Here is a 24,155-nt window from a genome sequence, read left to right on the forward strand (position 1 = left end):
TGGGGCCGTCGATCTGGGGCCGTCGATCTGGGGCCGATCAATAGCCCGCATAATCGGAGAAGCGGGTGATCGTCGGGTCGAACTTCATCACCACCTTGCCGGTCGCACCGTGGCGCTGCTTGGCCACAATCAGTTCGGCGAGGCCATAGACGCGCTCCATCTCGGTCGCCCATTTCTGGTGATCCTCGAAGATGCGGCTGTCGTCGCCCTCGGTCGGGCGCTTCGGCTCCTTGGCGGCGATGTAGTAATCCTCGCGGAACACGAACCAGACCATGTCCGCGTCCTGCTCGATCGATCCCGATTCGCGCAGATCCGACAGCATCGGCCGCTTGTCTTCGCGGCTTTCGACCGCACGACTCAGCTGCGACAGCGCCAGCACGGGCACGTTCATATCCTTGGCCAACGTCTTCAGCCCGCGCGAGATTTCGGAGATCTCCTGCACGCGGTTCTCCGACCCCTTGCCACCCGCGGTCAGCAGCTGGAGGTAGTCGACGACGACCAGCCCGATCTCGTTATTATGCCGCCGCTGCAACCGGCGGACGCGGGTATGCAGCGCCGAGATGCTGAGACCGCCGGTATCGTCGATGAACAGCGGCAGATTCTCCAGCTCCGCCGCCGCCGCCGCCAGCTGCGCGAACTCGGCGCGGCTGATCTTGCCCATGCGCAGGTTTTCGGAGCTGATCCGCGCCTGTTCGGCCAGAATACGCGTGGCGAGCTGGTCGGCGCTCATTTCCAGCGAAAAGAACGCGACCTTCGCACCGACCGAATCGGCGGGCGCGATGCCGTCCGCCATGTCGCGCATCCAGCGGCGCGCGGCGTTGAAGGCGATGTTGGTCGCCAGCGACGTCTTGCCCATGCCGGGTCGGCCGGCGAGGATCATCAAGTCGGAATGATGCATGCCGCCGATCTTGGCGTTGATCGAGTCGAGGCCGGTGGTCACGCCCGACAGGTTGCCGCCACTGTTCAGCGCGCGCTCCGCCATCTTGACGGCCATCGTCGTCGCCTGTGCGAAGGTCTTGGTCGCGTTCTCCGCGCCGCCGTCGCCCGCGACCTTGTACAGTTCCTCCTCGGCCGCCTCGATCTGGGCGCGCGGGTTGACCTCCTCCGACGTGTCCATCGCGCGATCGACGAGCGTGCGGCCGACCGTCACCAGCGCGCGCAGCATCGCCAGGTCGTAGATCTGGGTCGCGAACTGGCGCGCACCGATCAGGCCGGCACCCGATCCGGTCAGCCCGGCGAGGTAGGACGGCCCGCCCAGTTCGCGCATCGCCTCGTCCGCCTCGAACATCGGGCGCAGCGTCACCGGCGTCGCCAGCATGTCGTTGGCGCGCAGCGTCTTGATCGCGGCGAAGATACGGCCGTGCAGCGGCTCGAAGAAATGCACCGGCTCCAGCCGGTCGACCAGATCGTCGGCCAGCCGGTTGTCGATCATCATCGCCCCGAGCATCGCCGCCTCCGCCTCGACGTTGCGGGGAAGCTGCTGCTCCACGACGGGGGTAGCGGGAGTCGGAAATGCGAGTGTGGCCATGCGCCGTGCTGTAGCGCCGTGGCCGGCCCCGCGCCATTGCCGGGGCATGCGGTTCACCGTAATCGGGGTCATGGCCGATCGCCGCATCATCGACGTCACGCTGGACGAGCGCACGATCCTGTGGCGATCCGCGGACGTCGAGCAGGAGCGGCGAATCGCGATCTTCGACCTGCTGGAGGGCAACAGCTTCGCCCCTCAGCGCCCTGCGCCGGACGGATACCAAGGTCCGTACCGGCTCGCGATCTCGGTCGAGGAAGGCCGGCTGGTGCTGGCGATCAAGCGCGAGGACGATACGCCGCTCGAAACGCTCATCCTGTCGATGGCGCGTTTCCGGCGGCCGATCCGCGACTATTTCGCGATCTGTGACAGCTATTACCAAGCCATCCGCGCCTCCACCCCGCAACAGATCGAAACCGTCGACATGGCCCGGCGCGGCGTCCACAACGAGGCGGCGGAGCTGTTGATGGAACGGCTCGACGGCAAGATCGCGGTGGATTTCGACACCGCCCGTCGCCTCTTCACGCTGATCTGCGTCCTGCATATCCGTGGTTAAGGTCTGGCACGCGTTGGTGGGCGGGCTGGCGACAGTCGGCGCGCTGGGGGTCGGCGGCTGGCATCTCGTCACGCATTGGGCGCCGTCGACCGAGCGCTATAAATTGCAGGGGGTCGATCTCGGCGAGGATGCCGCCGTCCCCGAATGGCCGACGGTGCGCGGCCGCGGCGCGGATTTCGCGTATCTGGTCGCGACCAGCGGCACAGACCGTCGCGCGCCCAATTTCGAGACGAACTGGCAGGCTCTGCCCGACGCGGGGATGCGGCGCGGCGCGGTACACCTCTATTCGCTGTGCCAACCGGCGGAGGATCAGGCGAACGCGTTCAACACGGTAGTGCCACGCACCGGCGACGCACTGCCGGCCGCGGTCGACCTGTCGTTCCGCGAGGATTGCGCCGCCCGGCCGGAGCGTACGGCGCTGATCGCGGAGCTGCGCCGGTTCCTGACGATCGTGGAGACGCACACGGGCAAGCCCGCCCTGCTCCGGATCGCGAAGCCCGCGGAGCGTCAGTACACGTTGACCGCCGCCCTTGCCCGGCCGGTTTGGGCGACGGGCAATTTCTTCGCGCCCGCCTATCCTGCGCATCCGTGGCAGATGTGGCGCGCGACCGATATCCGGCGTGTCGACGGCATCGAAGGACCCGTGAATTGGGACGTAGTGGCACCATGACCGACACCGAAGCGACTCGCCTGATCGCCGCCGCGCGGGAGGCCGCGCGTCATGCGCATGCGCCCTATTCGCGGTTCGCGGTCGGGGCGGCGCTGCTGATGACCGACGGCAGCATCGTGACGGGCGCCAACGTGGAGAATGCCAGCTACGGCCTGTCGCTCTGTGCGGAGACGGTGGCGATCGCGACCGCCAGCGCCGCGGGACGCTTGCGCGAGGTTGTGGCAGTCGGCGTGATCGGCGGCGCAATGGACGCCGACGGACTTGCCACCGGCACCGTGCCGGTCAGCCCCTGCGGCCGATGCCGTCAGGTGCTGAACGAAGCGGCGCAACTCGGCGGGCGCGACCTGCCGGTGCATTGCGGCGCGGCGCAAGGCGATGCGGTGCGCAGTTATCGCCTCTCGGAACTGCTGCCCGATGCGTTCGGGCCGGCGGATTTGGGGATCAGTTAGCGAACCTTCGTCATGCCGCGGCGAGCCGGCATGACGAAGGTTCGGGAGAATGGCCTCAGCGCCGCTTGCGGGCCGCCGGCGGCGGAACGGGAACGGCAGCCGGCACCACGCCCTTTGGCGCGGCGGCAAGGCGACGGATCAGGTCGGTTTCGGCCGCGCGGTATGGGGTGCCGTCGGTGCGGAACACCTCGTGGAACCAGATCGTCGGCTCGGCCATCACATACGGCTTCTGCCAACTGTCCCACGGCAGCCGCGTCTGCGTCTTGCCGTCGACGAAGCCCCAGTTCATCGCCGCGACGTTGTAACGCTTGGCGATCGGCAGGCTGCCGTCGAAGGTCGATCCATTGCCGCGCGCCATGTATTCGGTGCACAGGATCGGACGACCATAGGGCAGCAACTGGCGGATGCGCCCCTCGAACGTCTCCGGCCAGTTATAGTCGTGGAAGCTGATAACGTCCGATTGCGTCAGTTGCAGCTTCTCCATCGGCGACGACTTGCCGTTCGGCGTCCAGTCGCTGCCCAGCCATACGCCCGATGTCAGCGGTTGCGACGGATCGGCGTCGCGCGCCCAGTCGAACACCTGCGCCAGCATCGCGCGGACCAGCGGCTCCTTGCCCTCCTGCCCCTTATACTGGTCCGCGCCATTATCGGGCTCGTTCCAGACATCCCAGCCGAGGATACGATCGTCGGTCGCGAATGCGCCGATCACGCCCTGCACATAGGCCTTGTAGCCGGGATAGCGGCTGCGATCGCGCAGGCCGGGCATGCCGGGGCCCTGCACCCAGCCGCTATTGTGGACCCCGGGGATCGGAGGATGCTGAAGCCCCAGCACGGGATGCGGGTCCCAGCAACTGTCGAACAGCACGAACAGCGGCTTGATGCCGTGACGCTGCGCGATCGTCAGGAACTCGCCGATGCGGCGCTTGAAGCCCTGCGCATCCTGCTGCCACAGCTGGTCGTGCAGGAACACGCGCATGGTGTTCATGCCGATCCCCTGCGCGAGGCCGAGTTCATAGTCGATCCGCTTCGGATCCCACGTCTCCGCCTGCCACATCTCCAATTGGTTGATCGCAGTGGCGGGGGCGTAGTTCGCCCCGACCAGCCAGGGCTGTTTCGCGTACCACGCATTGGCCTGCGCCTCCGTCCAGCGGCTGCGCGCGTCGGCAGGCGTCGCCGCCAGTGCCACGCTCGCCAGCAGGGTCGCCCAAAGGATCTTCATCGCGCCTCTTCCTCCAGTTCGCCGTCTACCGCGGCCTGATCGCTAAGCCCCGAGTATCACGGCATATTAGTCTTATAACAAGCCTCGATATTCCAGCGTCGCATGATATGCTGCACGAAAATACATCATCCGAAACTTCGGGAGAGATATGCCATGCGCCCTGCCCTGTTCGGCCTGTTCGCCGTCCTGACCCTCGGCGCCGCCGCGCCGCTGCCGCGCGACGGCGGCACGCCCGGAAACCCGCAGTTCGAAGGCGCCGACCCGCACGCGATGATGATCGACGGCGAGATGTGGGTGTTCCCGACCGGCGGCCCCAAGGACCAGACGGGTACGGCGACCGGAAGCTGGGACGCCGACCGGTTCGGGGCGTGGTCGTCGCGCGACCTGCGCCACTGGACCGCGCGCGGCGAACTGATCCGGCGTGACCAGATCAAGTGGATCGGCGACGACGGCGCGAGGGAGCATTTCCTCTGGGCACCCGGCGTCGCGACGCGCAACGGCAAATACTACCTCTATTATTCGGTCGGGCCGCAGAACCCGACGCCCAGCCGGATCGGCGTCGCCGTCGCCGATCGTCCGCAGGGGCCGTACCGCGACAGCGGCAAGCCGCTCGTCACCGGCGGCAACGGGTTCGAAGCGATCGATCCGATGGTGTTCGTCGATCCGAAGACCGGCGTCGCGTACCTGTATGCGGGCGGCAGCGCCGGCGCGAAGCTGCGCGTGTGGCAGATGGCCGACGACATGATGTCGGTCGTGCGCGAGATGCCGGTCGCGACGCCGAAGAACTTCACCGAGGGCGCGTTCGTCAACTACCGCGCCGGCACCTATTACCTGTCGTACAGCCACGGCCGCTTCAACGGACCCGACTACTCCGTCCATTACGCCACCTCATCCTCGCCGCTCGGCCCGTGGCGGTACCGCGGCGCGATCCTGACGAGCGATGCGAAGCATCAGGGGCCGGGGCATCACAGCATCGTGCCGACGCCGGACGGTCGCACCCTGATCGTCTATCACCGGTGGGAGCAGCGCCCCGGTCCCGCCCCGTTCAAGGGCGAGCGCGTCGTTGCGATCGATCGGCTCAGCTATGGGAAGAACGGGACGATCCTGCCGGTCCGGATGACCGATGGCGCGGAGGCCCCCACGCTGGCGGCGCGATGATCCGTTTCCGCTCGGACAATTGGCTGTTAGGCTCCCGGATCGCCTGATAATAGTCGGGCGGGGAGAGATGCCGATGACCGATACCGACCTGCCCGACGCCCTGTTGCCGGGCGTTCTCCGGACCGTGGACGGCGTGCGCGTGCCGCGTGGCACCGGCCGGCGGCTGCATGGCGGCATCGCGCGCAAACTGGGCATCGCCATCCTGTCCGGCGAGTACGTGCCGGGGCAAGTCCTGTCGGGCGAGGTCGCCTTTTCCGAAGCGCTGGACGTGTCGCGCAGCGCTTACCGCGAAGCCGTGCGCGTGCTGGCGGCGAAAGGGCTGGTCGAAAGCCGGCCCAAGGCGGGCACCCGCGTGCTGCCGCGCGACCGGTGGAACCTGCTCGACCCGGAGGTGCTCGCCTGGGCGTTCTCGGGCGAGCCCGACCGCGATCTGATCCGTGGCCTGTTCGAACTGCGCGGGATCGTCGAACCGGCGGCGGCGGCGCTGGCCGCCGAGCGGCGCGACCGCGTGCAGCTGAAGGCGATGAAGGACGCGCTGGCGGCGATGACCCGCCATACGCTGGCGAGCGAGGCGGGCCGCGCGGCGGACCGCGACTTCCACAACGCGATCCTGCACGCCACCGGCAATCCGGCGCTGATGGTGCTGAGCGCGAGCATCGGGGCGGCGGTGAACTGGACGACGCAGTTCAAGCAGCGTCAGCGCGCCCTGCCCCGCAACCCGATCCCGGACCACCGCGTCGTGCTGGACGCGATCGCGGCGGGCGACGGTCCGGCCGCCAGCGCGGCAATGAAGACGCTGGTCGATTTGGCGCTGGAGGATACGCAGCTGTCGATCGGGGGGTGAAAGCGTCGGACACGTCATGCCGGGCTAGTCCCGGCATGACGAGAATGCTTACGACCCTAGCCGCCCATCCGTCACCCCAGCGAAAGCTGGAGTCTCGTGGAGACGGGCACTTCGGCTACCAAAGAACCCAGCTTTCGCTGGGGTGATGAGAGCGTGGGATGCCGGCCGCCAGCCCGGATCAGTACAGCTTCGCCTCCACCAGTCGCATCGCGCGGTTGGGCGTGAGATCGAACATCACGCGCACCTTGCTGGTCGTCGTCGCCGGCCATTTCGCGTGGGTAATGCCGTTCGCGAGCGGTGCATCCGCCTGCGCCGGCAGGTCGCGCCACGTGCCGTTCACCCACGCCTGCATCCGGTACGCACGCGGCGCAGCGAAGTGGCCGCCGTCCGCGAAGAAGGCGAGTTCGGCGCGCTCCAGCTTCACCGGCTTGCCGAGGTCGATCGCATACCATTGCTGCGCCGGAGTGGGCTTGGAGGACCAGCCATTGCCGAGTTCGGGAAAGAACCAGACGCGGCCATCGATCGCGTCGTGGACGTTTTCCGCTTCGTCGGCGGTGGACGCGCTGCCCTTGGGGAAGTCGGCGCGCTTCAGTTGCACCGCGCGATCGATCGGGCGATCGATGGGCGGCAGGGCCACGCGCGTCACCGGCACGGTCAGACGACCGAGCGTCGCGCGCTGCGCCACGGCACGGCCGTCGACCTCGATCGACAGGCCCTTGCGCCCGTAATGCCGGCCGGTCGCGTCCCACGTCACGGCAACGCGGTGGCCATGATAGGGCACATCCTGCACGCGGAACCACGCCAGCGCCTGCGGATCGCGCGCGTCCGGCAGCAGCGGATTCACCTCCAGCACGTCATCCGCACGCGGACGGATACCGACGAGGCCGCCGAGGATCAGATCGGCATAGCCCGAGTGGAAGTAATGATGGCTACGGCCCAACCCGACGATCGGCCGGCCGGTGTCCGGATGGTAATCCTCCTCCAGATCCAGCGCGTCGCCCTGGTAATGGAGCTGCGTGTACTGGCGCAGCAGGCGCATATAGTCGCTGCGCGTCACCACCGACTGTTTGTAGTGATCGAGCAGGTTGGCCATGCCGAGCAGCACCTGCGTCGTCTGGAACGGCCAGACGGGCCCATTCCACTGGCATTCGGGCCGGCCGCCGGTGAAGACGCCGTTCTCGTACCGATATTGGTGCATATAATATTGGTAGGAGGGCTCGACCGTCCGCATCCCGCCCGCACCGCCGAGTTCGGTCGGCGACAGGACGTGGCTCCACGCGGCGGCGAAGCGGCGATCGTCGGCCGCCAGATCGAACGTCCAGGGCAGATAGCCTACGAGTTCGCGACCGCGGATCGGCTCCCAGTATTTCACGAACTGATTGTCGACCTTGTACCGGTCGGTGAAGTGGCCGAGCGCCGGGTTCCACAGGTCGCGCTCCACCCGCGTCCGGATGTCGGCGGCACGCGCGGTATAGTCCCTCGCCGTGGCGGCATCGCCGGACAGCGCCGCGATCTCCGCGATCGCACGGGCGTTGGCGAACATGTACGCGTTGATCGAGGGGCGGAACGCGTTGCCGCCGGTGAACCCCTCCTGCCCGCCGGAAGCGTCGATCGAAGAGATCGTATACTCGGTCGCGTCGAGCAGCGGCTCGACCCAATACAGCCCCTTCGCCTTGTCGAAATGATCGTCCCACTGGCCGTAGAGCGTCCGCATCGCCGTCAGGTGCCGCGTCGCCCCCGCGCGATCGCCGTCCACCAGATACCGGCCCCACACGCTGTCGGCCATGTAGTCGGTAAAGTGGCGGTCGTTGCCGCCATTATACATGTGCGCGATGTAATCGTCGGCGAAGCGCCGGTCGTTCAACCACCGCCCCTCCCCCAGATGGAAGCCTGTAGCGTCGTTCAGGCTGGCCCAGGGTTCGAGCTGCCAGCCCACGTCATCGAGAAATTCCGTCGAGATATAACCACGCTCGCCGAGGTCGCGCTGATGCGCGCGGTAGAGCGACCAGCGATAATAATAGACCGCGTCGATCTTCGGGTCGGCGGATTCGAAGAACGGGATGCGGTTCTCGTACCAGGGTGCATCGTTGCCGAACCGCGACTTGGCAATCGCCTTCGTGTCGAGCGTCGGCGGTGACGCCGCCGCACAGAGAAGCGCGGCGGTCGCCGCCAGCAGCAGCGCCTTCAACGCACCGGCCCGTTGGCGACGGGCGGGTCGAACTGCGGCACGCCGGCCGCGTCGTAGCGGATCGGCTGGACGCGAGTGTGGCGGTTCGGATCGAAGAGCGGGTCGCCCTTGATCGCCTCATAATCGCGCGCATGGAAGACGAGCATGTCCCGCCCGCGCTCGTCGACCGTGAAGCTGTTATGACCGGGGCCGTAGATCCTGTGCGCGACGCTGGTCTTCATCACCGGCTGTTGCGACTTCGCCCAGACCGCGGGGTCCATGATGTCCGCGTCGTCCTTTGCGGTGAGCATACCCAGGCAGTAGCGAGCGTCGGTGGCGCTGGCCGAGTAGGTCATGAACAGCCGCCCGTTGCGGGCGAGCAGCGCCGGCGCCTCCGCGACCTTGTAGCCGCGGATTTCCCACGGCAGCGTCGGTACCGTCAGGCGCGCGGGCTTGGCCGCGAGCGTCAGCGGCGTCGCCAGCGGCGCGAGATACAGGTTGGAGTTGGTCTCGATCCCCGGCTCCCGCTGCGCCCACGCCAGATAGCGCGTGCCGCGGTGGACGAAGCTGGTGGAATCGAGGTTGAAGCTGTCCCACGGCGTTTCCAGCTGGCCGAGCACGGACCATTTGCCCGTCATCGGATCGGGACCGTCACACACGACCGCATAGGTGCGGATGCGGAACACGTCCTCGCCGCCGCCGCTGGGCCCGGCGGCGAAATACATGATCCAGCGACCGTCGATCAGGTGCAGTTCCGGTGCCCACAGGAAGCCGGACCGCGGCCCCGACGCCTCATGCCGCCACAGCACCGCTTCCTTCGCCGTCGTCAACCCGGCGATCGTCTTCGACCGGCGCAGGACGAGCCGGTCGTACTCGGGAACCGAGCCGGTCAAGTAATACCAGCCGTCGGTGTGGCGGAACACCTGCGCGTCCGCGCGCTGGCGGACCAGCGGGTTGACCGGCACGGCACGCCGCTGCGCCAGCGCGGGCACCGCCAGCGTGGCGGTGGAGCCGGCGATGAACAGGCGGCGGGTGATCGGGTCCATGATGCTCTCCATTACGTCCTGTATCTTGCCATGTCGGCCGTCACACCTGCGTCGCCGCCAATCACCGTTCGCCCCGAGCCTGTCGTAGGGCTTTGGCGACGTACTTCGACAGGCTCCGCACGAACGGTCGGGGGACGTCCGAATGAGGCGAAGTTGTCGGCGGCTGCCCGTGTTTATGCATGTTCTGACGGATTACTGCTCCGCCACCGGCCACCCGTCCGCGCCCCAGCGGATGCGGGCGATGCGCAGTGTCGGCGCGCCTTTGTTCTGCCTGTCATACGCATGATAGACGACGTAGTCCGTGCCGTCCTTGTCGCGGAACGCGCCGGCATGGCCGGGTCCGCGATAGCGCTGTTGCTCCTGAAGGTCGGCGCGCAGGAAGATCGTGCCGCCGCCCTGCAACATCGAACTCCCGTCCTTGCCCAGATACGGCCCGTCTACGTCCTTCGATCGGCCGACGACGGTGTAATAGGTGCTCTGTGCGCCCTTGCAGCAATAGTCGTAGCTCGCGAGCAGCCAGTAGTAGCCGCCGTGATCGATGACGAACGGTGCCTCGATCGGTGCGGGGCCGCCGGCGGGGGCCGGGCGGCGGGCGATCGACACCGGCGCGGCGCCGGGCTTCAGCAACTTTCCGGTCTTCGGGTTCAGCTCGAACAGCTTGAGCCCGGTCCAGAAACTGCCGAGCGCGAGATACTGGCGACCGTCGCGCGCGACGATCAGGTTCGGGTCGATCGCGTTGTAATCGCTGTCCGGCGTCGAGCCGACCACCATCCCCTCGTCGCGCCAGCCATAGCCGGGCGCGGCGGGATCGAGCGTCGAACTGGTCGCCAGCCCGATCGCCGACCGGTTCGACCCGAACGTCGAGACGGAATAATAGAGGCGATAGCGACCATTTACATAGCTGATGTCGGGCGCCCACATGCCCTTCGTGCCGGGCACCGCCTTCGTCGCCCACTCGGGCAACGCGGCGATCGGTGACGGAGCCTCGGTCCAGTGGATCAGGTCCTTCGATGTCCGCGCGCCGAGCATCTGGCCCGGCCCCAGACCGGTGCCGTAGACGTAATAGGTATCGCCGGCGCGGATGATGACCGGATCGTGGACGGGGGCGATCGCCCCCTCCAGCCGCGTGTTGAGCGGCGACGGCGGCTCCTGGGCGACCGTCGCTCCCCCTGCAAGCAAGGAGAGCGCGGCGGCAAGGACGATCCGGATCATCGGACTTTCCTCAGCGCAGGTCGAGCATCACGACCGACTTGGGCGGCAGCGTGACGGTCAGCGTTCCGCCGCCGAGCTGCGCGCCGGTGAAGGCGGTCGGCACGACGTTGTTCGGCTGATCGAACGTGTTGATCGCCGTCATCGTCGGGGCGGTGACGATCGTGCCGGTGACGCCGCTGGCGGTGACGCCGGTCAGCGTCGTCGACACCGTAATCGACCGGTTCGGATCGCTGTTGGCCATGCCGACATGGACCTGACCCGCCTTGTCGCGGACTGCGCTGGCGCTGACGGTGGGGACGACCCACTTGTCCTTGTTGTACCAGGGCGACTTCAGTTCGATCGGCAGCACCGTCGCGTCCATGTACGGCTTGTACATCTTGAAGACGTGATAGGTCGGCGTCAGGACCATCTTCGGCCCCTCGGTCAGGATCATCGCCTGCAGCACGTTCACCATCTGCGCGATCGCGGTCAGCTTCACGCGGTCGGCATGCTTGGCGAAAATGTTGAGGTTGATCGCCGCGACCAGCGCGTCGCGCAGCGAGTTCTGCTGGCGCAGGAAGCCCGGATGCGTCCCCTCGTCCTGCCCATACCACGTGCCCCATTCGTCGATCGCCAGCCAGATCCGCTTGTTCGGATCGTACTTGTCCATGATCTTGGAATGCTTGGTGATGATCTCGTCCATCCGCCACGTTTCCGCGAGCGTCTCGGCCCAGCCGGCCTCGTCGAACTTGGACGGCGACATGCTCGGGGCCCAGCCGCCGGGGACGGTGTAGTAATGGAGCGAGAGCGCATCGATCTGACCCGACGCGTCGCGGATCATCGTTTCCGTCCACTCGTAATCGTCGCTGTTCGCGCCTGATGCGACCTTCAGGATGCGGGTTCCCGCCGGTGCCTTGATGAAGGTCGCGTAGCGACGCGTCACGTCCGCCGCATAGGGTGCGCGCATGTTGCCGCCGCAGCCCCACAGCTCGTTGCCGACGCCGAACAGCGGCACCTTCCACGGCTCCTTGCGGCCGTTCTTCGCACGCTCGTCGGCCAGCGTACCGGCGGGCGAGGTCATGTATTCGACCCACTCCGCCATTTCCTGCGGGCTGCCGTTGCCGACGTTGCCGCTGATATAGGCGTCCGCGCCGACCTGTTCGGCGAGGTCCATGAACTCGTGCGTGCCGACGGTGTTCGGCTCGGTCACGCCGCCCCAGTGGGTGTTGATCTTGACCGGACGCTTTGCCTTCGGCCCGATCCCCTCGCGCCAGTGATATTCGTCGGCGAAACAGCCGCCCGGCCAGCGGATGACGGGCACGCCGAGGCCCTTTAGCGCGCCGACCACGTCGTTGCGGAAGCCGCGCGTGTTCGGGATTTTACGATCGTTGCCCACCCACAGGCCGCCATAGATGCCGTTGCCGAGATGCTCCGCGAACTGCGTGAAGACGCGGCGGTCGTAGGTCGCGCCGGGCGTGTCGCCGCGGACGGTCGCAGTCGCGGTGAGCGTACCCTGCGCTGTGGCGGCAGGTGCCTGCTCGGTTTGGGCGACGGCGCCACCGCTGGTCGTCAGCAGCAGGGCGGCGGCGAATGTGCGCCAGGTCCTCATCATCGATCTCTCCCGTCTCATGTCCGTCATCGTCGCAGCGATGTTCGATTACTCGGACATAACGGGTCGTTCATGCTCGCGCAATCAGTCGATCGACCATTCCCATACACCGATGTCCTTGGAATCGGTGAAAACCATCCGCAGCCATCGGGTGGTCGCCGGGTGTGCGACGACGATCGGCGAACCGCTGCGAACCGCGTCCGGAGCCAGCGCCAACCAGGTGCGACCGTCGTGCGACTGCTCGATGCGGAAACGATATGGCTTCGTCGCAAATTCGGGCCGAAGTCGCGTTTCGCGGACCTGCCGGATCGCGCCGAGATCGGCGATCAGGGTCGCAGCACCCGTTCCCGTCGGTTTCCACACGGTGGCGTAATTGTCGTCCGCCGCACGATCCGGTCCGTGCAGCGAATCGCCCGCGCTGCCGCTCGCCTGCCAGCGGAGACCGCGACGGCGCTGGGCCGCGAAGCCGGACACCGCCGCGCCGGCATGGGTCGGTATGACCTTCGCGATCGTGCCGTTCGCCGCAAATAGAAGCGCGTCGACCGCCACCTGCCGCTTCACGTCGGTGCCGGCGGAATCGAAGGGCAGGCCCTGCCGGTGGTAGAGGATGTAGGGCTTGCCGCCGGACCGGAAGACGGCGTGGTGGCCGGGGCTGATCACCTGTCGCGCGGCGTCGGTCTGAAGGATCGGGCTGGTCGCGCCCTCCGTGAATGGGCCGAACGGCGTCGCGCCGACGGCGTAGCGGACCTTGTACGTGTCCTTGGTCGTGTTGCCGTCGCTGTAGGTCAGGACATAGCGGCCGTTCGCCTTCACCATGAACGGCCCCTCGAAATAGTTCGTGGGCGTCACGTCGCGGACCGGACCGTCGAAACCGATCATGTCGGGTTTCAGCTTCGCGACGAAGCAATGCCCATTGGTCCAGTTCCAGCCCGAACCCCAGTACAGATACGCCTGCCCGTCGTCGTCGATGAAGGCCTCCGCGTCGATCATGTGATACTTCGGCGCGAACGCCTTGTTCACCAGCGGCTTGCCGCCATTCGCATCGCGCCACGGCCCCGCCGCAGAGGGCGCGGTACCGACCCAGATCTCGTTGCCGACCGAGACGTACATCCACCAGCGGCCATCCTTCGCCTGCACGACGGACGGTGCCCAGACCTTGGCGTCGCCCGACGTGGGGCTGGTCGCCGCCCGTTTGGTCGGCCAGTCGGGTGTCGAGAAGGTCCAGTCGCGCCCGTTGTCCGACTGCCAGAGGCCGAGCCGGTCATCGCCCCACGGATCGATCGTCGCGAAGATGTACCAGCGGCCCTTGTCGCGGACGATCGACGGGTCGGCGAAATAGCCCGGCAGCAACGGGTTGCCCGCACCGGGCGCATCCCAGCGCGGTGCCGGAACGTCCGCTGCCACCCCCGCTCCGGCGATACACAAAGCGAGGATGGCGAGCGCGTTTTTCATCGTAACCTCAGAACCGGAACCGGGCACCGAGGCTGTAGTAGCGCCCTTCCTCGCGAACATCGCGCGGGAAGAACTGCGTGGCGTTGTAGTTGCGGTAGTTGTTGAACGGCGTCGCCAGGATGTTGTTGATATCCGCCGTCAGCGTCAGGTTCTTGAACGGCGTATAGGCCAGCGAGTAGTCGAGACGCTCGACCGCGCGCGTCGTCTCGCCGGCATATTGCTCCTCGTTCACGTTGCGGTTGAAGCTGTTCACGTACTGGCTGCGACGGTTGTACGACAGTCGCGTCGAGATCGGCCCGCGCTCGTAGAACGCAGTCAGGTTGTACGTCCACTTCGATACGCCGGTGATCGGCACGATCGGGGCCTGTTCGCCCAGCGCGGACGGCAGTTCGTTGGTGCCGTCCAGATAGGTGACGTTCGCCTGTCCGCCGAATCCGCTGAGGAAGCCGGGCAGGAAGTCGAAGAACGACTGGACGCCGATTTCCGCGCCCTTGACCTTGCCGGCCCCGGCATTTTCCGGCTGCGTCAACTGGACGCGGCCCAACCCCTCGAAGTTCTCGACCGGGTTGGTGTAGGTGTTGATGAAGCCGTACAGGTCGCGATAGAATACCGCGCCGGTCAGCGACCCCGTCTTCGAGAAATACCATTCCAGCGTGGCATCGAAATTGTTCGAGGTCAGCGGCTGGAGGTTGGGATTGCCGCGGGTGATGAAGGCGTTGAACAGCGGCTGTCCGTCCGGCCCGGTGGTCTGCCCGCCCGAGGTCTGGCTGTTGAACGTCACGGTCGCGCCCGGGTTCAGCTGACCGAACGTGGGGCGGGTGCGCGTTTCCGTATAGGCGAAGCGCGCCTGGAATTTGGGCGTGAACTTGATCCGCATATTCGCGGACGGCAGGATATCGAGGTAGTTCTGCTTGTTCGTGATCGGATCGATGCTGGCGACGCCCGCGGCATCGACAGAGCGCTGGAAGCCCGAATAGCGGCCGTCGGTGTTCACCGCGCGCACGCCGAACGTCCCGTCGATCTCCAGACCGCCGACCGTCAGCTCATACTTGCCCTGCGCGTAGAAGGCGTAGGTCTGCTCGGCCGCGGTGAAGCCGCCAAGCGGATCGAGCGGAATGATCGCCGTCTGGAAACGGGCGAGGTTGTCGGCGATGCCCGCATCGGTCGGGTTCGCCGCCGCAAGCTGCGTCAGCGCCGCGATCGACGCCTGCTGAAGACCAGCGAAATTCTCGCGGATGTTCGAACGGCTCGGCATCAGCCAGTTCTGGAAACCGGGCAGCGTGTCGCTGCGGAAGCCGTCCGTCACCGTCTCCAGCGCGCCCGACGGCAGGCTGGCGAGCGGAATGCCGAGTGTCGAGGTGTTCGCGTAGCGGTTGCCCTGGTCCAGGCTGGAATTGCGATCGACGTAGCGGACGCCGAACTGGATCGACGGCAGCACCGCGAAGTCGGTGGCGAGATCGACGTCGGCGCGCCACTGGATGCCGTCGCCTTTCGCCTTGTAGCGACGCTCGTAATAGCCGCGCCACGCATAGTTGGCGGGGTTCTGCGCGTCATATCCGTTCAGATCGTAATCGACCGATCCCTTCACGTCGAACGCCGCGTTGACGGTGGGCGCGGAGGTGAACTGGGAGTCGAGGCTGTACTCGCTCGCGGTGTAGGTCGACGTGGTATAGGCGAAATCGCTCGAAATCTTCGCGCGACCGACACTCCAGACGAAGCCGATCGCCCCCTGATAGGTGTCGGTGCGGTCGTTGTTGGTCGAACGGTACATCTCTGCCGGGTAGCCGCCGGTCTTGGTCAGGCTGGCGGCCTTGTTCGGCTCACCCTTGACCAGCACGACGTTGCTCAGGGTCGGGCGAACGCCGTCGACGCTCGCGCGTTCGAGGTTGGCGTTGAACCACTCGTTCGCCGCCTCGCCGCGATATGCCTGCCACAGGCCGTCGGCATAGATTTCGAGGTTCGACGCGGGCTTCCACTGGAGCGAGCCATTGATCGACGGCCGCCAGCGCTTGCCGCGGCTGTAGTAATTGCCGATCGAGCCGGGGAAGGCGAACGCGTTGCCGACGCCGGGAGTGGTGACCGGCAGGTCGTCGTCGGTGGTACCGAGGTCGCCGACCGGCGTCCGCACGAACGCCTCGTCATAGCGGACGGCGTTGCGATAGTGCGACTGCGTGTAGGCGAAGTTGATGAGCGCGCCGAAGTCGCCGATCCCCGTCTCCCAACGGTTGCTGATGAGCAGGTTGCCGTTGGGGTCGTACTTGTTCGACTGGTCGTTGTACGTACCGCGGATCGCGCCGGCGATCTCCAGCCCGTCGAAGTCGAACGGGCGACGCGAGCGCACGTTGATCAGGCCGGCGAGGCCCGGCTCGATCAGGTTCGACGTGCCCGACTTGTACACCTCCAGCGCGGCCAACGCACCGGCGGGGAAATCCTGCAACGCGACGCCGCGGTTCTCCGCGGTGAAGATCTCGCGACCGTTGAATGTGGTCGTCAGGTCGGGCAGGCCGCGGACCAGCACGCCGTTCGCTTCGTCGTTCGAGCGGTTGACCTGCACGCCGGTGATGCGGGCCAGCGCCTCCGAGGCGTTGTTGTCGGGCAGCTTGCCGATATCCTCGGCAACGATCGCGTCGATGATCGAGTCGGAATCGCGCTTCAACGCCTGCGCGGAGCTGAGGCTTTGGCGGAACCCGGTCACGACGATATCGCCGTCGTCGCCTTGCGCGGCGTAGCCGGCGGGCGGTGCGGCCCGTGCCGCCTGCTGGTCCTGGCCGCCCTCCGGCGACTGCGGCGCGGTCGGCGTCTGCGGAGCGGCCGGCCCGGGGGCGATATCGGCGCCGGGGTTGACCTGAGCCGCGGTGCCGGCGGCAGGCGCATCCTGCGCGGCGGTGGCGGGCGCATCCTGCGCGGTGGCGGCAGGCGCATCCTGCGCGGCGGCGGGCATCGCGCCGGCGATCACCAACGCCATCGTGGCGCTCGACAACAGGAATAGGGGTGCGCGCTTCATCGTCTCGTCCTCTCCACCGGTGCGATGTGCACCGTGCGGCCGTGCTCGGCCTGCTGAACCCGGGAGATCCCGACGCCGGACGGCGGCGGTAATACCCGCCGCCGCGCTAGTCCGCTTTATCGGACGAATGCAATATATGTCGGACTTAACAATGCGATAAGCGACGGGAGTGTGGCCTATCTGCACTCCCGCCGCGACGTAACGCGCTCATTCCGCGGCCAGTTGAGGGAACTACTGCGGCTCGGTCGCCTTGGCGGGCTTCGCCTTTGTCGGAGTTGTACCCTCGCCGACAAACGGTTCGAAGCGGAAGGCGACGCGTGTCGGCTCCAGCTTCGTGCGGTACTGCATGTGCGGCTTGCCGACGTCGCTCCACGTCGTGTCGCCACCGACGCCCCACTGCGCCGCGTCGATCAGCAACGATACCTGGCCATGCGGCACGATGTCGCTCGACTTCCACGTTCCCGGCGCGCGGCGATAGAGATCGGTGTAGGGAAATGCCAGTGCGTTCATCATCAGCGGCGTCTCGCCGACGACCCTCAAACCGTTACCCGCGCCCGACAATTCCATCCAGCGCACGTCGACCTTGTTGCCGGTATCCTGCGGCCGCATGAAGTCGTGGTTCTGCTCCGCGATCGCACCGCGCCACAGGCCGATCGCCGCACTCGTCTTGCGATCGACATAGCTTTCGTGCGGCCCGCGCCCGTACCACTCCACCGTCTTGATGCTGGTCGGCATCGCATACTGCAGGCCGACGCGGATCGGCGGCGGCAGGTCGCTCTTCAGCGGCGTCAGTTCGCCCGCGACCGCGACCGATCCGTCGCCCGCCATCGTGTAGGTGGTGACGAAGCGCACCGCCCCTGCACCCATCTCGTGATCGACGACGATCTCCGCCCCCGCATCGGTCTTGCGCACCGCAACCGAGCGCACCTGACGCTCGTCGTTGAAGCCCTTCCACGGCGCGACCAGCGCGATGACGCCGTTGGCGGTGTCGTTGTCGGTTTCCGCGCGCCAGAAATGGGGCGCGCCGCCGGTCGCCAGCACCGTACCGCCGCGGGCATAGCCATCGACCAGTCCGGTCTTGCGATCGATCGTCAGGCTTGCGTTGCCCGCCGACAACCGCACCGCATCGGCGGCGTCGCGCACCACCACCGCGCCGCTGCGCGCGACGACTGGTTTCGGCGTACTGCCCATGGCGAACTGCTCCCACCCGACCGTGTAGCCGGCGGGCACCAGCGGCACCGCATTCGCCTTGGCACGGGCACGCACGGTGACGAGATACTCCGCCCCCGGCTTGCGCGTGAAGGCGGGCAGCGGCAGCGTCACCACCTCCGCCGAGCGCGCGGCGAGCGTCAGTGCGGGTAGCGCGCCCTGCGCCACGGCAACGCCGTCTTCCTCCACGACCCAGTCGAAGTCGAAGCCGGACAGGTCGCGGAAATCGTGACGGTTGCGCACCGTGACGCGACCGGTCGCGGGATCGAACCCGTCGAACTGGATCGGCGAGAGGACCTTCTGGACCTCGTACAGTTGCGGATTGGGCGTGCGGTCGGGCTGGTTCAGGCCGTCGCCGAACTCGATATCGCCGCCGGGGTTCGGACCGTACTCGCCGCCGTCGCCCCAATAGCGGCGACCGTCCTTGGTGTAGCGGTACATCGACTGGTCCACCCAGTCCCAGATGAACCCGCCCTGCAGCTTGTCGTATTTGTAGATGGTGTCCCAATAATCCTTGAAGTTGCCGCCCGAATTGCCCTGCATATGAGCGTATTCGCACTGGATCATCGGCTGGGTACGGGTCGGGTCCGTCGCCCAGTCCACCATCTTCTCGATGTCGTCGTACATCGGCGCGTAGATATCCACGAAACCGTTGGGCGCGTGATTCCAGTCGAGCGTACCCCAGCCCAGATACGAGATCAGTCGCGAGGGATCGCGGCGACGCGCGGCGGCGGCGGCCTTCTCGAAATTGGGACCGATGCCGGCTTCGTTGCCCAGCGACCAAAAGATGATCGACGGGTGGTTCTTGTCGCGCTCGACCATGTTGGTGACGCGGCTGACGTGCGCGCCCTCCCAGGCCGGGTCGAAGCCGATCTGGAGTTTCGGGCGGAGCTCCGGATGCTTGTTCGCGTAGTCCATGTACGCGTGGCTCTCGATATTGGCCTCGTCCATGACGTACAGGCCATATTCGTCGGCGAGGTCGTACCAGCGCGGGTCGTTCGGATAATGCGACGTCCGCACCGCGTTGATGTTGTTGCGCTTCATCAACTCGATATCGCGGCGCATCGACGCTTCGGAGATGACGTGGAACGTCTCCGGATCATGCTCATGCCGATTGACGCCGCGGATCATGATCAGGCGACCGTTGACCACCACCCGGCCGTTCTTGATCTCGACCGTACGGAACCCGATCCGCTGCGGCGTCGCCTGAATGACCGTGCCATCGGCGTCGAGCAGTTCGACCATGAGGTTGTAGAGGTTCGGCGTCTCCGCCGACCACGCGCGCACGCCCGGCACCGGCGCGGACAGCGTCACCGTGCGCTCGGCGCGGCCGGGGGCGATGCGCGCCTCCTTCACCAGCACCGGCGTCGTGCCGTCGGTCAGCGTCATGCGCGCGGTCATCGGCTTGGTCGACGGCGTCACCGCGAGTTCGGTCGCCAGCGTGCCGTTGCGATAGGAGGCGTCGAGCCCCGCCTTCACGAACAGGTCGCGCACGCGCGCCTTCGGTGCGGCGACCATGTACACCGAGCGCTCGATCCCCGACACGCGCCAGAAATCCTGATCCTCGATGTAGCTGCCGTCCGACCAGCGGTGCACCTGGATCGCCACCGTGTTGCGGCCCGGCTTCACCAGCCGCGTGACGTCGAAGTCGCTGGGAAGCTTGGAGTCCTCCGAATAGCCGGCCTCCTGCCCGTTCACCCACACGCGGTAGGCGGAACCGGCCGCGCCGATGTGCAGGACCACGTCCTCCCCCGCCCACCCGGCGGGCAGTTCGATATCGCGCCGGTACGATCCGACCGGGTTGGTCGCGTGCGGGATCAGCGGCCGGTTGGCGGGAAATGGATAGGTGATGTTGTTGTAGCGCGGCTGGTCGTAACCCTCGGTCTGCCAGTCGGCGGGGACCTTGATGCTCTTCCACGCGGCGACGTCGTAATCCGGCCGCTCGAACCCGGCCGGCACCGCGTCGGAGGAGGGCGAGAAGGCGAACTTCCACTGCCCGTCGAGCGACAGGTAGCGCGACGACTTGGTCATGTCGCCGGCGGTCGCCGCGGCGAGGCTTTCGTACGGGAAGTGCGTGGCGCTGGCGGGCATCTTGCCGCGCGCATAGACTGCCGGGTTCTCCCAGTCGGGTCGGCTGGGATCGACCTGCACCGGCTGGACACGGGGCGCGCCGTCCTGCGCAACCGCAGCCGCCGTCACTGCGAGGAGCGAACCGCTCGCGAGGATGGTCCAGTGCTTCAAAACGTCTCTCCCTGCCCGCGGCCTCACCAGCCTGCTGATCTTGTATGACAATACAGATGAAATAGTGTTGCGCAACTGGTAGGCAGTGCCTGCCCGAACGATTGCAGACGCCATTCAATTGGCGGGAGAGGTACAGAATGACGATGTCACGCCGCACGATCCTGGCCGCTGCGGTGGCTTCCCTGACGGCCGCGCCCGCACTGGCGGCCGATCCCGCCGTGACGCTGCCGATCCGCGTCGATGTCGAGCATCCGGGCACGCCGTTCGAGGGATGGGGCACCGCGTTGGCGTGGTTCGCGAGCGTCACCGGCGGCTATCCGGATGCGACGCGCAACCGGCTGGCGGACCTGTTCTACGGACCGGACGGGCTCGGCTGGACGATCGCGCGGTACAATATCGGCGGCGGCAATCCGCCGGGCACCTCGGGCTATTTGCGGGTCGGCGGTGCGATCCCCGGCTTCTGGCGGCAACCCGCGGGCACGACCGGCAGCGACTGGTGGCGGGCGGACGATGCGCGGGTGTGGGACTGGTCCGCCGACGCGTCGCAACGCTGGTGGCTGGACGCGATCCGGGTGCGCGTGAAGACGCCGATCTACGAGGCATTCTCCAACTCGCCGCCGTGGTTCATGACGGTCAGCGGCAAGGTGTCGGGCGCGGAGAAGGCGACGGACGACAATCTCCGCCCCGGTCACGAAGCGACGTTTGCAAGCTATCTCGCGCGCGTGGTCGAGGAATTGCAGCGCCGCCACGGAATCGCGTTTCGCACGCTGTCGCCGGTCAACGAGCCCAATACCGATTACTGGTTCGCCGCGAACAAGCAGGAGGGGGCGCACTGGTCGCCCGCGCGGCAGGCGATGATGATCGACGTCAGCGACGCGGCGCTCAAGGCGCGCGGGCTGAAGACCGTCGTCTCCGCGCCGGACGAGACGAGTTCGAACCTGTTCCTCGAAGATTGGGCCGGCTACCCGGCTGCGACCCGCGCGCGGATCGGGCAGTTGAACGTCCACTCGTACGGCACGCTGAACCAGAGCGGCGTCCGCGATGCGGCGCGGGCGGCCAACATCCGGCTGTGGATGTCGGAAGTCGACCTGTCCGCCGACAAAACGGTGGAGGATTTCACCGACATCCGCCCGGCGCTGGCGCTGGGCGAGCGGATCATCGGCGACCTGAAGAAACTGGAACCCGCCGCCTGGGTGTTCTGGCAGGCGGTCGAGGACGACAGCGCGCGCGACGGCAAGCCGGGGTCGAACTGGGGCCTGATCAAGATGGACCTGCGCGCCCCCGCCGCCGGGCCGCACCGGATCGCGATCACGCCCAAATACTGGGCGATGGCGAACTTCAGCCGCTACATCAGGCCCGGCATGTCGCTGGTCAAAGTGGATGACGTCGACAGCGTAGCGGCATTGAGCGCGGACGGCGCGGAGGTGGCGCTGGTCCACGTCAATCCGGGCTGGTCGCCGCGCAATCTGGTATTATCGCTTCAGGGCGCATGGCGGGTCGAGACGATCGTCACCGATGCCGGGCGCAAGTCGGAGAAGACCGGATCGGTGCAGGCGTGCGGCACGATCCGCGCGGTGGCGCCGCCGCGGGGGATCACGACGCTGAGGCTGGTGCGGACGGCGGCTCGCTGCTGACCGGCTATTCGGCGGCGGCCATATTCATGTCGCCGCCGGGCATCGCGACGCCGCGGTGGATTCGCACGCCCGACATCGACGCCAGCTTCACCGGCTCCGCGGTTGGCTCGGCGGCAGGCTCGGCGGCGGCGGTGTCGGTGGCGCCGCGGTGGATAGCCACGCCGTGGACGGTATCGCCGCTCGGCTGAGGGTCGGCGGCGGCGAGCAGCGTTTCGGTACCCGGCTCCACGCCGGCATAACGCTGGCGCAGGCTGAGCGCCCCCGCCATCGCCCCGCGCCAGCGATAGAAGATATGCGCGCCGATCTGGCCGATGCGTGACAGGCTGGGGGCCCACCAGGGCGATACCGCAAAGGTGTGATAGAAGGTCGCGACGCCGACGGGTGCATAGACCGCACCGCTCAGGGCGGCGGCGGCGACGCGGCGCGCGCGCTCCCACGAGCCGACATCGCGCTGGCGATCCATTGACCCGTCGCAGGCGAAGCTGAACTGGCAGCCCTTGGACGAGCGCTGATACACGACGCCGCAGACGCTGGACGGAAAGGCACGGTCGCGGACGCGATTGAGCACGACCTGCGCCACCGCGCGCTGGCCGTCGTCGGTTTCCGATCGCGCCTCGTAGTAAATGGCGGCGGTCAGGCAGTCCTCCGCGCGGTTCGCATCCGACAGGGAGCGGGCGGCGGAGGTGAACGGCTCGGCGGGCGCGGCCGGGGTGGCGATCGTCGTTTCCGGCTGCTGGTCCGGTGTCAGGCCGAAATCGGCGAGCAGCTTGGCCTGCGCCTTCGACAAGGCCGGCGGCGGCACCGCCTGCACGACGCGCACGCGCTGTTCGGGCGCGCAGCCCGTGGCGGCCACAGTGGCGGCGATCGACAGGCTGAGGCGGAAGCGCATGTCGACCGACTACCCGGATATGGTTGACCCCCCGTTAAAGACGAGCGCTTATTGTGCAGCGCAGCATAGCCACCATATCCAGGTGATGATCGGTCGCGCGAGCGGCTCATGAGGAGCAGACATGCGACGTATCTCCGACACATTGGCCCGTCTGGCCAAGTTCCAGCCGCCTTCCATGCCCTCCGCCGGCGGTGCGGGTGGTAGCGACCGGCTGGGGACGCTGACCGGCTTCGGCAGCAATCCCGGCGCGTTGCAGGCGCGGCTGCATGTGCCCGAGGGGCTAAAGCCCGGCGCGGCGCTGGTCGTGGCGCTGCATGGCTGTACGCAGACGGCGGCGGGGTACGATCACGGCACCGGCTGGTCGGATCTGGCCGACGCGGAGGGTTTTGTCGTGCTGCTGCCGGAACAGGCGCGCGGCAACAATGCGAACGTCTGTTTCAACTGGTTCGAGCCGGGCGACATCCGCCGCACCGGCGGCGAAGCTGAGTCGATCGCACAGATGATCCGCGCGACGATCGCGCAGCACGGCATCGATCCGACGCGCGTCTTCGTCACCGGGCTGTCCGCGGGTGGGGCGATGACGGCGGTAATGCTGGCGACGTACCCGGAACTGTTCGCCGGCGGCGCGATCATCGGCGGCCTGCCCTATGGTTCCGCATCGAACGTGTCGCAGGCGCTCGACCGGATGCGCGGGCACGGGCTGGCCGGTGACGAGGCGGCGGCCGCGGCGGTACGCGCCGCCGGCAAGACCACGCGCTGGCCGCGCGTGTCGGTGTGGCACGGCAGCGCGGATTCGACCGTCACCGCAGCGAATATGGACCGGCTGACCGGCCAGTGGCGCACCGTCCACGGACTTCCCGCCGCACCGGACCGCGTCGAGACGGGTCCGCGCTGGGAACGCCGCGTGTGGGCGGACGCCGCGGGGCGCGATGCGGTCGAGCAATGGGCGATCGCCGGCATGGGCCACGGCGTGCCGGTCGATCCCGCCGCGCTGGGCCATGCGGGGCCTTACATGCTGGATGTCGGCCTCTCCAGCACGCTGGCGATCGCGCGATCCTGGGGCCTGACCGAACGGGTGAGCGTTGAGCGGACGGCGGAGGAGCCGGCGACGGCCTCTTCCTTCCCGGAGATGCCGTCGCTGGGGTCGATGCCGGCGGGCGTGCAGGATACGATCGATCGCGCGATGCGAGCGGCGGGATTGATGCGTTAACCTGCCAGCGATCGACGTTCTCGCGCGAAGGCGGAAATGGGGGAAATCACTGCCGCCGGTATCCGACATTACCGCCCACCCC

At 67.3% G+C, this 24,155-nt stretch carries 16 protein-coding genes and 1 pseudogene; 7 read left to right on the forward strand and 10 right to left on the reverse strand.

Going from position 1 to position 24,155, the window contains the following annotated elements:
* Positions 1-37 precede the first annotated feature (37 nt).
* On the reverse strand, positions 38-1,528 hold the full coding sequence (locus tag ILT43_RS14210) for a replicative DNA helicase (RefSeq protein WP_204199639.1): 1,491 nt from the start codon (positions 1,526-1,528) through the stop codon (positions 38-40).
* 70 nt (positions 1,529-1,598) lie between these two features.
* Between ILT43_RS14210 and ILT43_RS14215 the strand changes: the two genes are divergently transcribed.
* Genes ILT43_RS14215 through ILT43_RS14225 form a run of 3 tightly spaced genes read left to right on the forward strand, consistent with a single transcriptional unit; the run spans position 1,599 to position 3,200 of the window.
* Complete coding sequence (locus tag ILT43_RS14215; protein ID WP_204199884.1) at positions 1,599-2,081, forward strand: UPF0262 family protein; 483 nt, start codon at positions 1,599-1,601, stop codon at positions 2,079-2,081.
* Entirely contained in the window at positions 2,074-2,751 is a 678-nt protein-coding gene (locus ILT43_RS14220) for a GH25 family lysozyme (protein ID WP_204199640.1), read from the forward strand. Before ILT43_RS14215 ends, ILT43_RS14220 begins: the two co-directional genes overlap by 8 nt.
* A complete protein-coding gene (locus tag ILT43_RS14225) occupies positions 2,748-3,200 on the forward strand; it encodes a cytidine deaminase (protein ID WP_204199641.1) in 453 nt (150 codons plus the stop codon). The genes ILT43_RS14220 and ILT43_RS14225 overlap by 4 nt, the downstream gene beginning before the upstream one ends.
* A 55-nt stretch (positions 3,201-3,255) precedes the next feature.
* Here ILT43_RS14225 and ILT43_RS14230 read toward each other — a convergent pair whose 3' ends face one another.
* Positions 3,256-4,419 carry a glycoside hydrolase 5 family protein gene (locus ILT43_RS14230; RefSeq protein WP_204199642.1) on the reverse strand — a complete coding sequence of 388 codons (1,164 nt, stop codon included), beginning with the start codon at positions 4,417-4,419 and terminating at the stop codon, positions 3,256-3,258.
* A 153-nt stretch (positions 4,420-4,572) separates the two neighbouring features.
* On the opposite strand from ILT43_RS14230, the gene ILT43_RS14235 reads away from it, so the two are divergent.
* Together ILT43_RS14235 and ILT43_RS14240 are read left to right on the forward strand one after the other, a co-directional pair.
* A complete protein-coding gene (locus ILT43_RS14235) occupies positions 4,573-5,577 on the forward strand; it encodes a family 43 glycosylhydrolase (protein ID WP_204199643.1) in 1,005 nt (334 codons plus the stop codon).
* Positions 5,578-5,650: 73 nt separating this feature from the next.
* Positions 5,651-6,421, forward strand: a complete 771-nt coding sequence (locus ILT43_RS14240; RefSeq protein WP_204199644.1) for a FadR/GntR family transcriptional regulator — start codon at positions 5,651-5,653, stop codon at positions 6,419-6,421.
* A 178-nt stretch (positions 6,422-6,599) separates the two neighbouring features.
* On the opposite strand, the gene ILT43_RS14245 is transcribed toward ILT43_RS14240, so the two are convergent.
* From ILT43_RS14245 to ILT43_RS14275, 7 genes and pseudogenes are all read right to left on the reverse strand, one after another.
* Positions 6,600-8,609, reverse strand: a complete 2,010-nt coding sequence (locus ILT43_RS14245) for an MGH1-like glycoside hydrolase domain-containing protein (RefSeq protein WP_204199645.1) — start codon at positions 8,607-8,609, stop codon at positions 6,600-6,602.
* Between the two features lie 2 nt (positions 8,610-8,611).
* A pseudogene (locus ILT43_RS14250) lies at positions 8,612-9,634 on the reverse strand (glycoside hydrolase family 43 protein); the annotation flags it as partial.
* A 192-nt stretch (positions 9,635-9,826) separates the two neighbouring features.
* A complete protein-coding gene (locus ILT43_RS14255; protein WP_204199647.1) occupies positions 9,827-10,846 on the reverse strand; it encodes an arabinan endo-1,5-alpha-L-arabinosidase in 1,020 nt (339 codons plus the stop codon).
* A 10-nt stretch (positions 10,847-10,856) separates the two neighbouring features.
* Positions 10,857-12,437 (reverse strand): alpha-N-arabinofuranosidase, encoded by a 1,581-nt coding sequence (locus tag ILT43_RS14260; RefSeq protein ID WP_239474799.1) that lies wholly within the window; start codon positions 12,435-12,437, stop codon positions 10,857-10,859.
* Between the two features lie 81 nt (positions 12,438-12,518).
* The gene (locus ILT43_RS14265; protein WP_204199648.1) at positions 12,519-13,886 is read right to left on the reverse strand and encodes a family 43 glycosylhydrolase; all 1,368 of its coding nucleotides are present in this window, start codon (positions 13,884-13,886) and stop codon (positions 12,519-12,521) included.
* 7 nt (positions 13,887-13,893) lie between these two features.
* Positions 13,894-16,890, reverse strand: coding sequence for a TonB-dependent receptor (locus ILT43_RS14270; RefSeq protein ID WP_204199649.1), 2,997 nt, complete (start codon positions 16,888-16,890; stop codon positions 13,894-13,896).
* A 231-nt stretch (positions 16,891-17,121) separates the two neighbouring features.
* Positions 17,122-20,340, reverse strand: coding sequence for a glycoside hydrolase family 2 TIM barrel-domain containing protein (locus tag ILT43_RS14275; RefSeq protein ID WP_204199650.1), 3,219 nt, complete (start codon positions 20,338-20,340; stop codon positions 17,122-17,124).
* Positions 20,341-20,477: 137 nt separating this feature from the next.
* On the opposite strand from ILT43_RS14275, the gene ILT43_RS14280 reads away from it, so the two are divergent.
* The gene (locus ILT43_RS14280) at positions 20,478-21,974 is read left to right on the forward strand and encodes a glycoside hydrolase (protein ID WP_204199651.1); all 1,497 of its coding nucleotides are present in this window, start codon (positions 20,478-20,480) and stop codon (positions 21,972-21,974) included.
* A 4-nt stretch (positions 21,975-21,978) separates the two neighbouring features.
* Here the strand turns inward: ILT43_RS14280 and ILT43_RS14285 are convergent, their stop codons facing one another.
* The gene (locus tag ILT43_RS14285; RefSeq protein ID WP_204199652.1) at positions 21,979-22,863 is read right to left on the reverse strand and encodes a cell wall hydrolase; all 885 of its coding nucleotides are present in this window, start codon (positions 22,861-22,863) and stop codon (positions 21,979-21,981) included.
* Between the two features lie 121 nt (positions 22,864-22,984).
* Here ILT43_RS14285 and ILT43_RS14290 point away from each other — a divergent pair, with 121 nt between their 5' ends.
* On the forward strand, positions 22,985-24,073 hold the full coding sequence (locus ILT43_RS14290) for an extracellular catalytic domain type 1 short-chain-length polyhydroxyalkanoate depolymerase (RefSeq protein ID WP_204199653.1): 1,089 nt from the start codon (positions 22,985-22,987) through the stop codon (positions 24,071-24,073).
* The last annotated feature ends 82 nt before the right edge of the window (positions 24,074-24,155 follow it).

Source organism: Sphingomonas longa (assembly GCF_016892685.1).
In the GTDB taxonomy this organism is placed as follows: Bacteria; Pseudomonadota; Alphaproteobacteria; order Sphingomonadales; family Sphingomonadaceae; genus Sphingomonas; species Sphingomonas longa.

Excerpts from the sequence above, each read along its gene's own strand:
- ILT43_RS14240 (WP_204199644.1), top strand. The coding sequence starts at position 5,651 with ATGACCGATACCGACCTGCCCGACGCCCTGTTGCCGGGCGTTCTCCGG.
- ILT43_RS14265 (WP_204199648.1), bottom strand. The coding sequence starts at position 13,886 with ATGAAAAACGCGCTCGCCATCCTCGCTTTGTGTATCGCCGGAGCGGGG.
- ILT43_RS14225 (WP_204199641.1), top strand. The coding sequence starts at position 2,748 with ATGACCGACACCGAAGCGACTCGCCTGATCGCCGCCGCGCGGGAGGCC.
- ILT43_RS14235 (WP_204199643.1), top strand. The coding sequence starts at position 4,573 with ATGCGCCCTGCCCTGTTCGGCCTGTTCGCCGTCCTGACCCTCGGCGCC.
- ILT43_RS14285 (WP_204199652.1), bottom strand. The coding sequence starts at position 22,863 with ATGCGCTTCCGCCTCAGCCTGTCGATCGCCGCCACTGTGGCCGCCACG.
- ILT43_RS14260 (WP_239474799.1), bottom strand. The coding sequence starts at position 12,437 with ATGATGAGGACCTGGCGCACATTCGCCGCCGCCCTGCTGCTGACGACC.
- ILT43_RS14290 (WP_204199653.1), top strand. The coding sequence starts at position 22,985 with ATGCGACGTATCTCCGACACATTGGCCCGTCTGGCCAAGTTCCAGCCG.
- ILT43_RS14280 (WP_204199651.1), top strand. The coding sequence starts at position 20,478 with ATGACGATGTCACGCCGCACGATCCTGGCCGCTGCGGTGGCTTCCCTG.
- ILT43_RS14215 (WP_204199884.1), top strand. The coding sequence starts at position 1,599 with ATGGCCGATCGCCGCATCATCGACGTCACGCTGGACGAGCGCACGATC.
- ILT43_RS14230 (WP_204199642.1), bottom strand. The coding sequence starts at position 4,419 with ATGAAGATCCTTTGGGCGACCCTGCTGGCGAGCGTGGCACTGGCGGCG.
- ILT43_RS14210 (WP_204199639.1), bottom strand. The coding sequence starts at position 1,528 with ATGGCCACACTCGCATTTCCGACTCCCGCTACCCCCGTCGTGGAGCAG.
- ILT43_RS14255 (WP_204199647.1), bottom strand. The coding sequence starts at position 10,846 with ATGATCCGGATCGTCCTTGCCGCCGCGCTCTCCTTGCTTGCAGGGGGA.
- ILT43_RS14270 (WP_204199649.1), bottom strand. The coding sequence starts at position 16,890 with ATGAAGCGCGCACCCCTATTCCTGTTGTCGAGCGCCACGATGGCGTTG.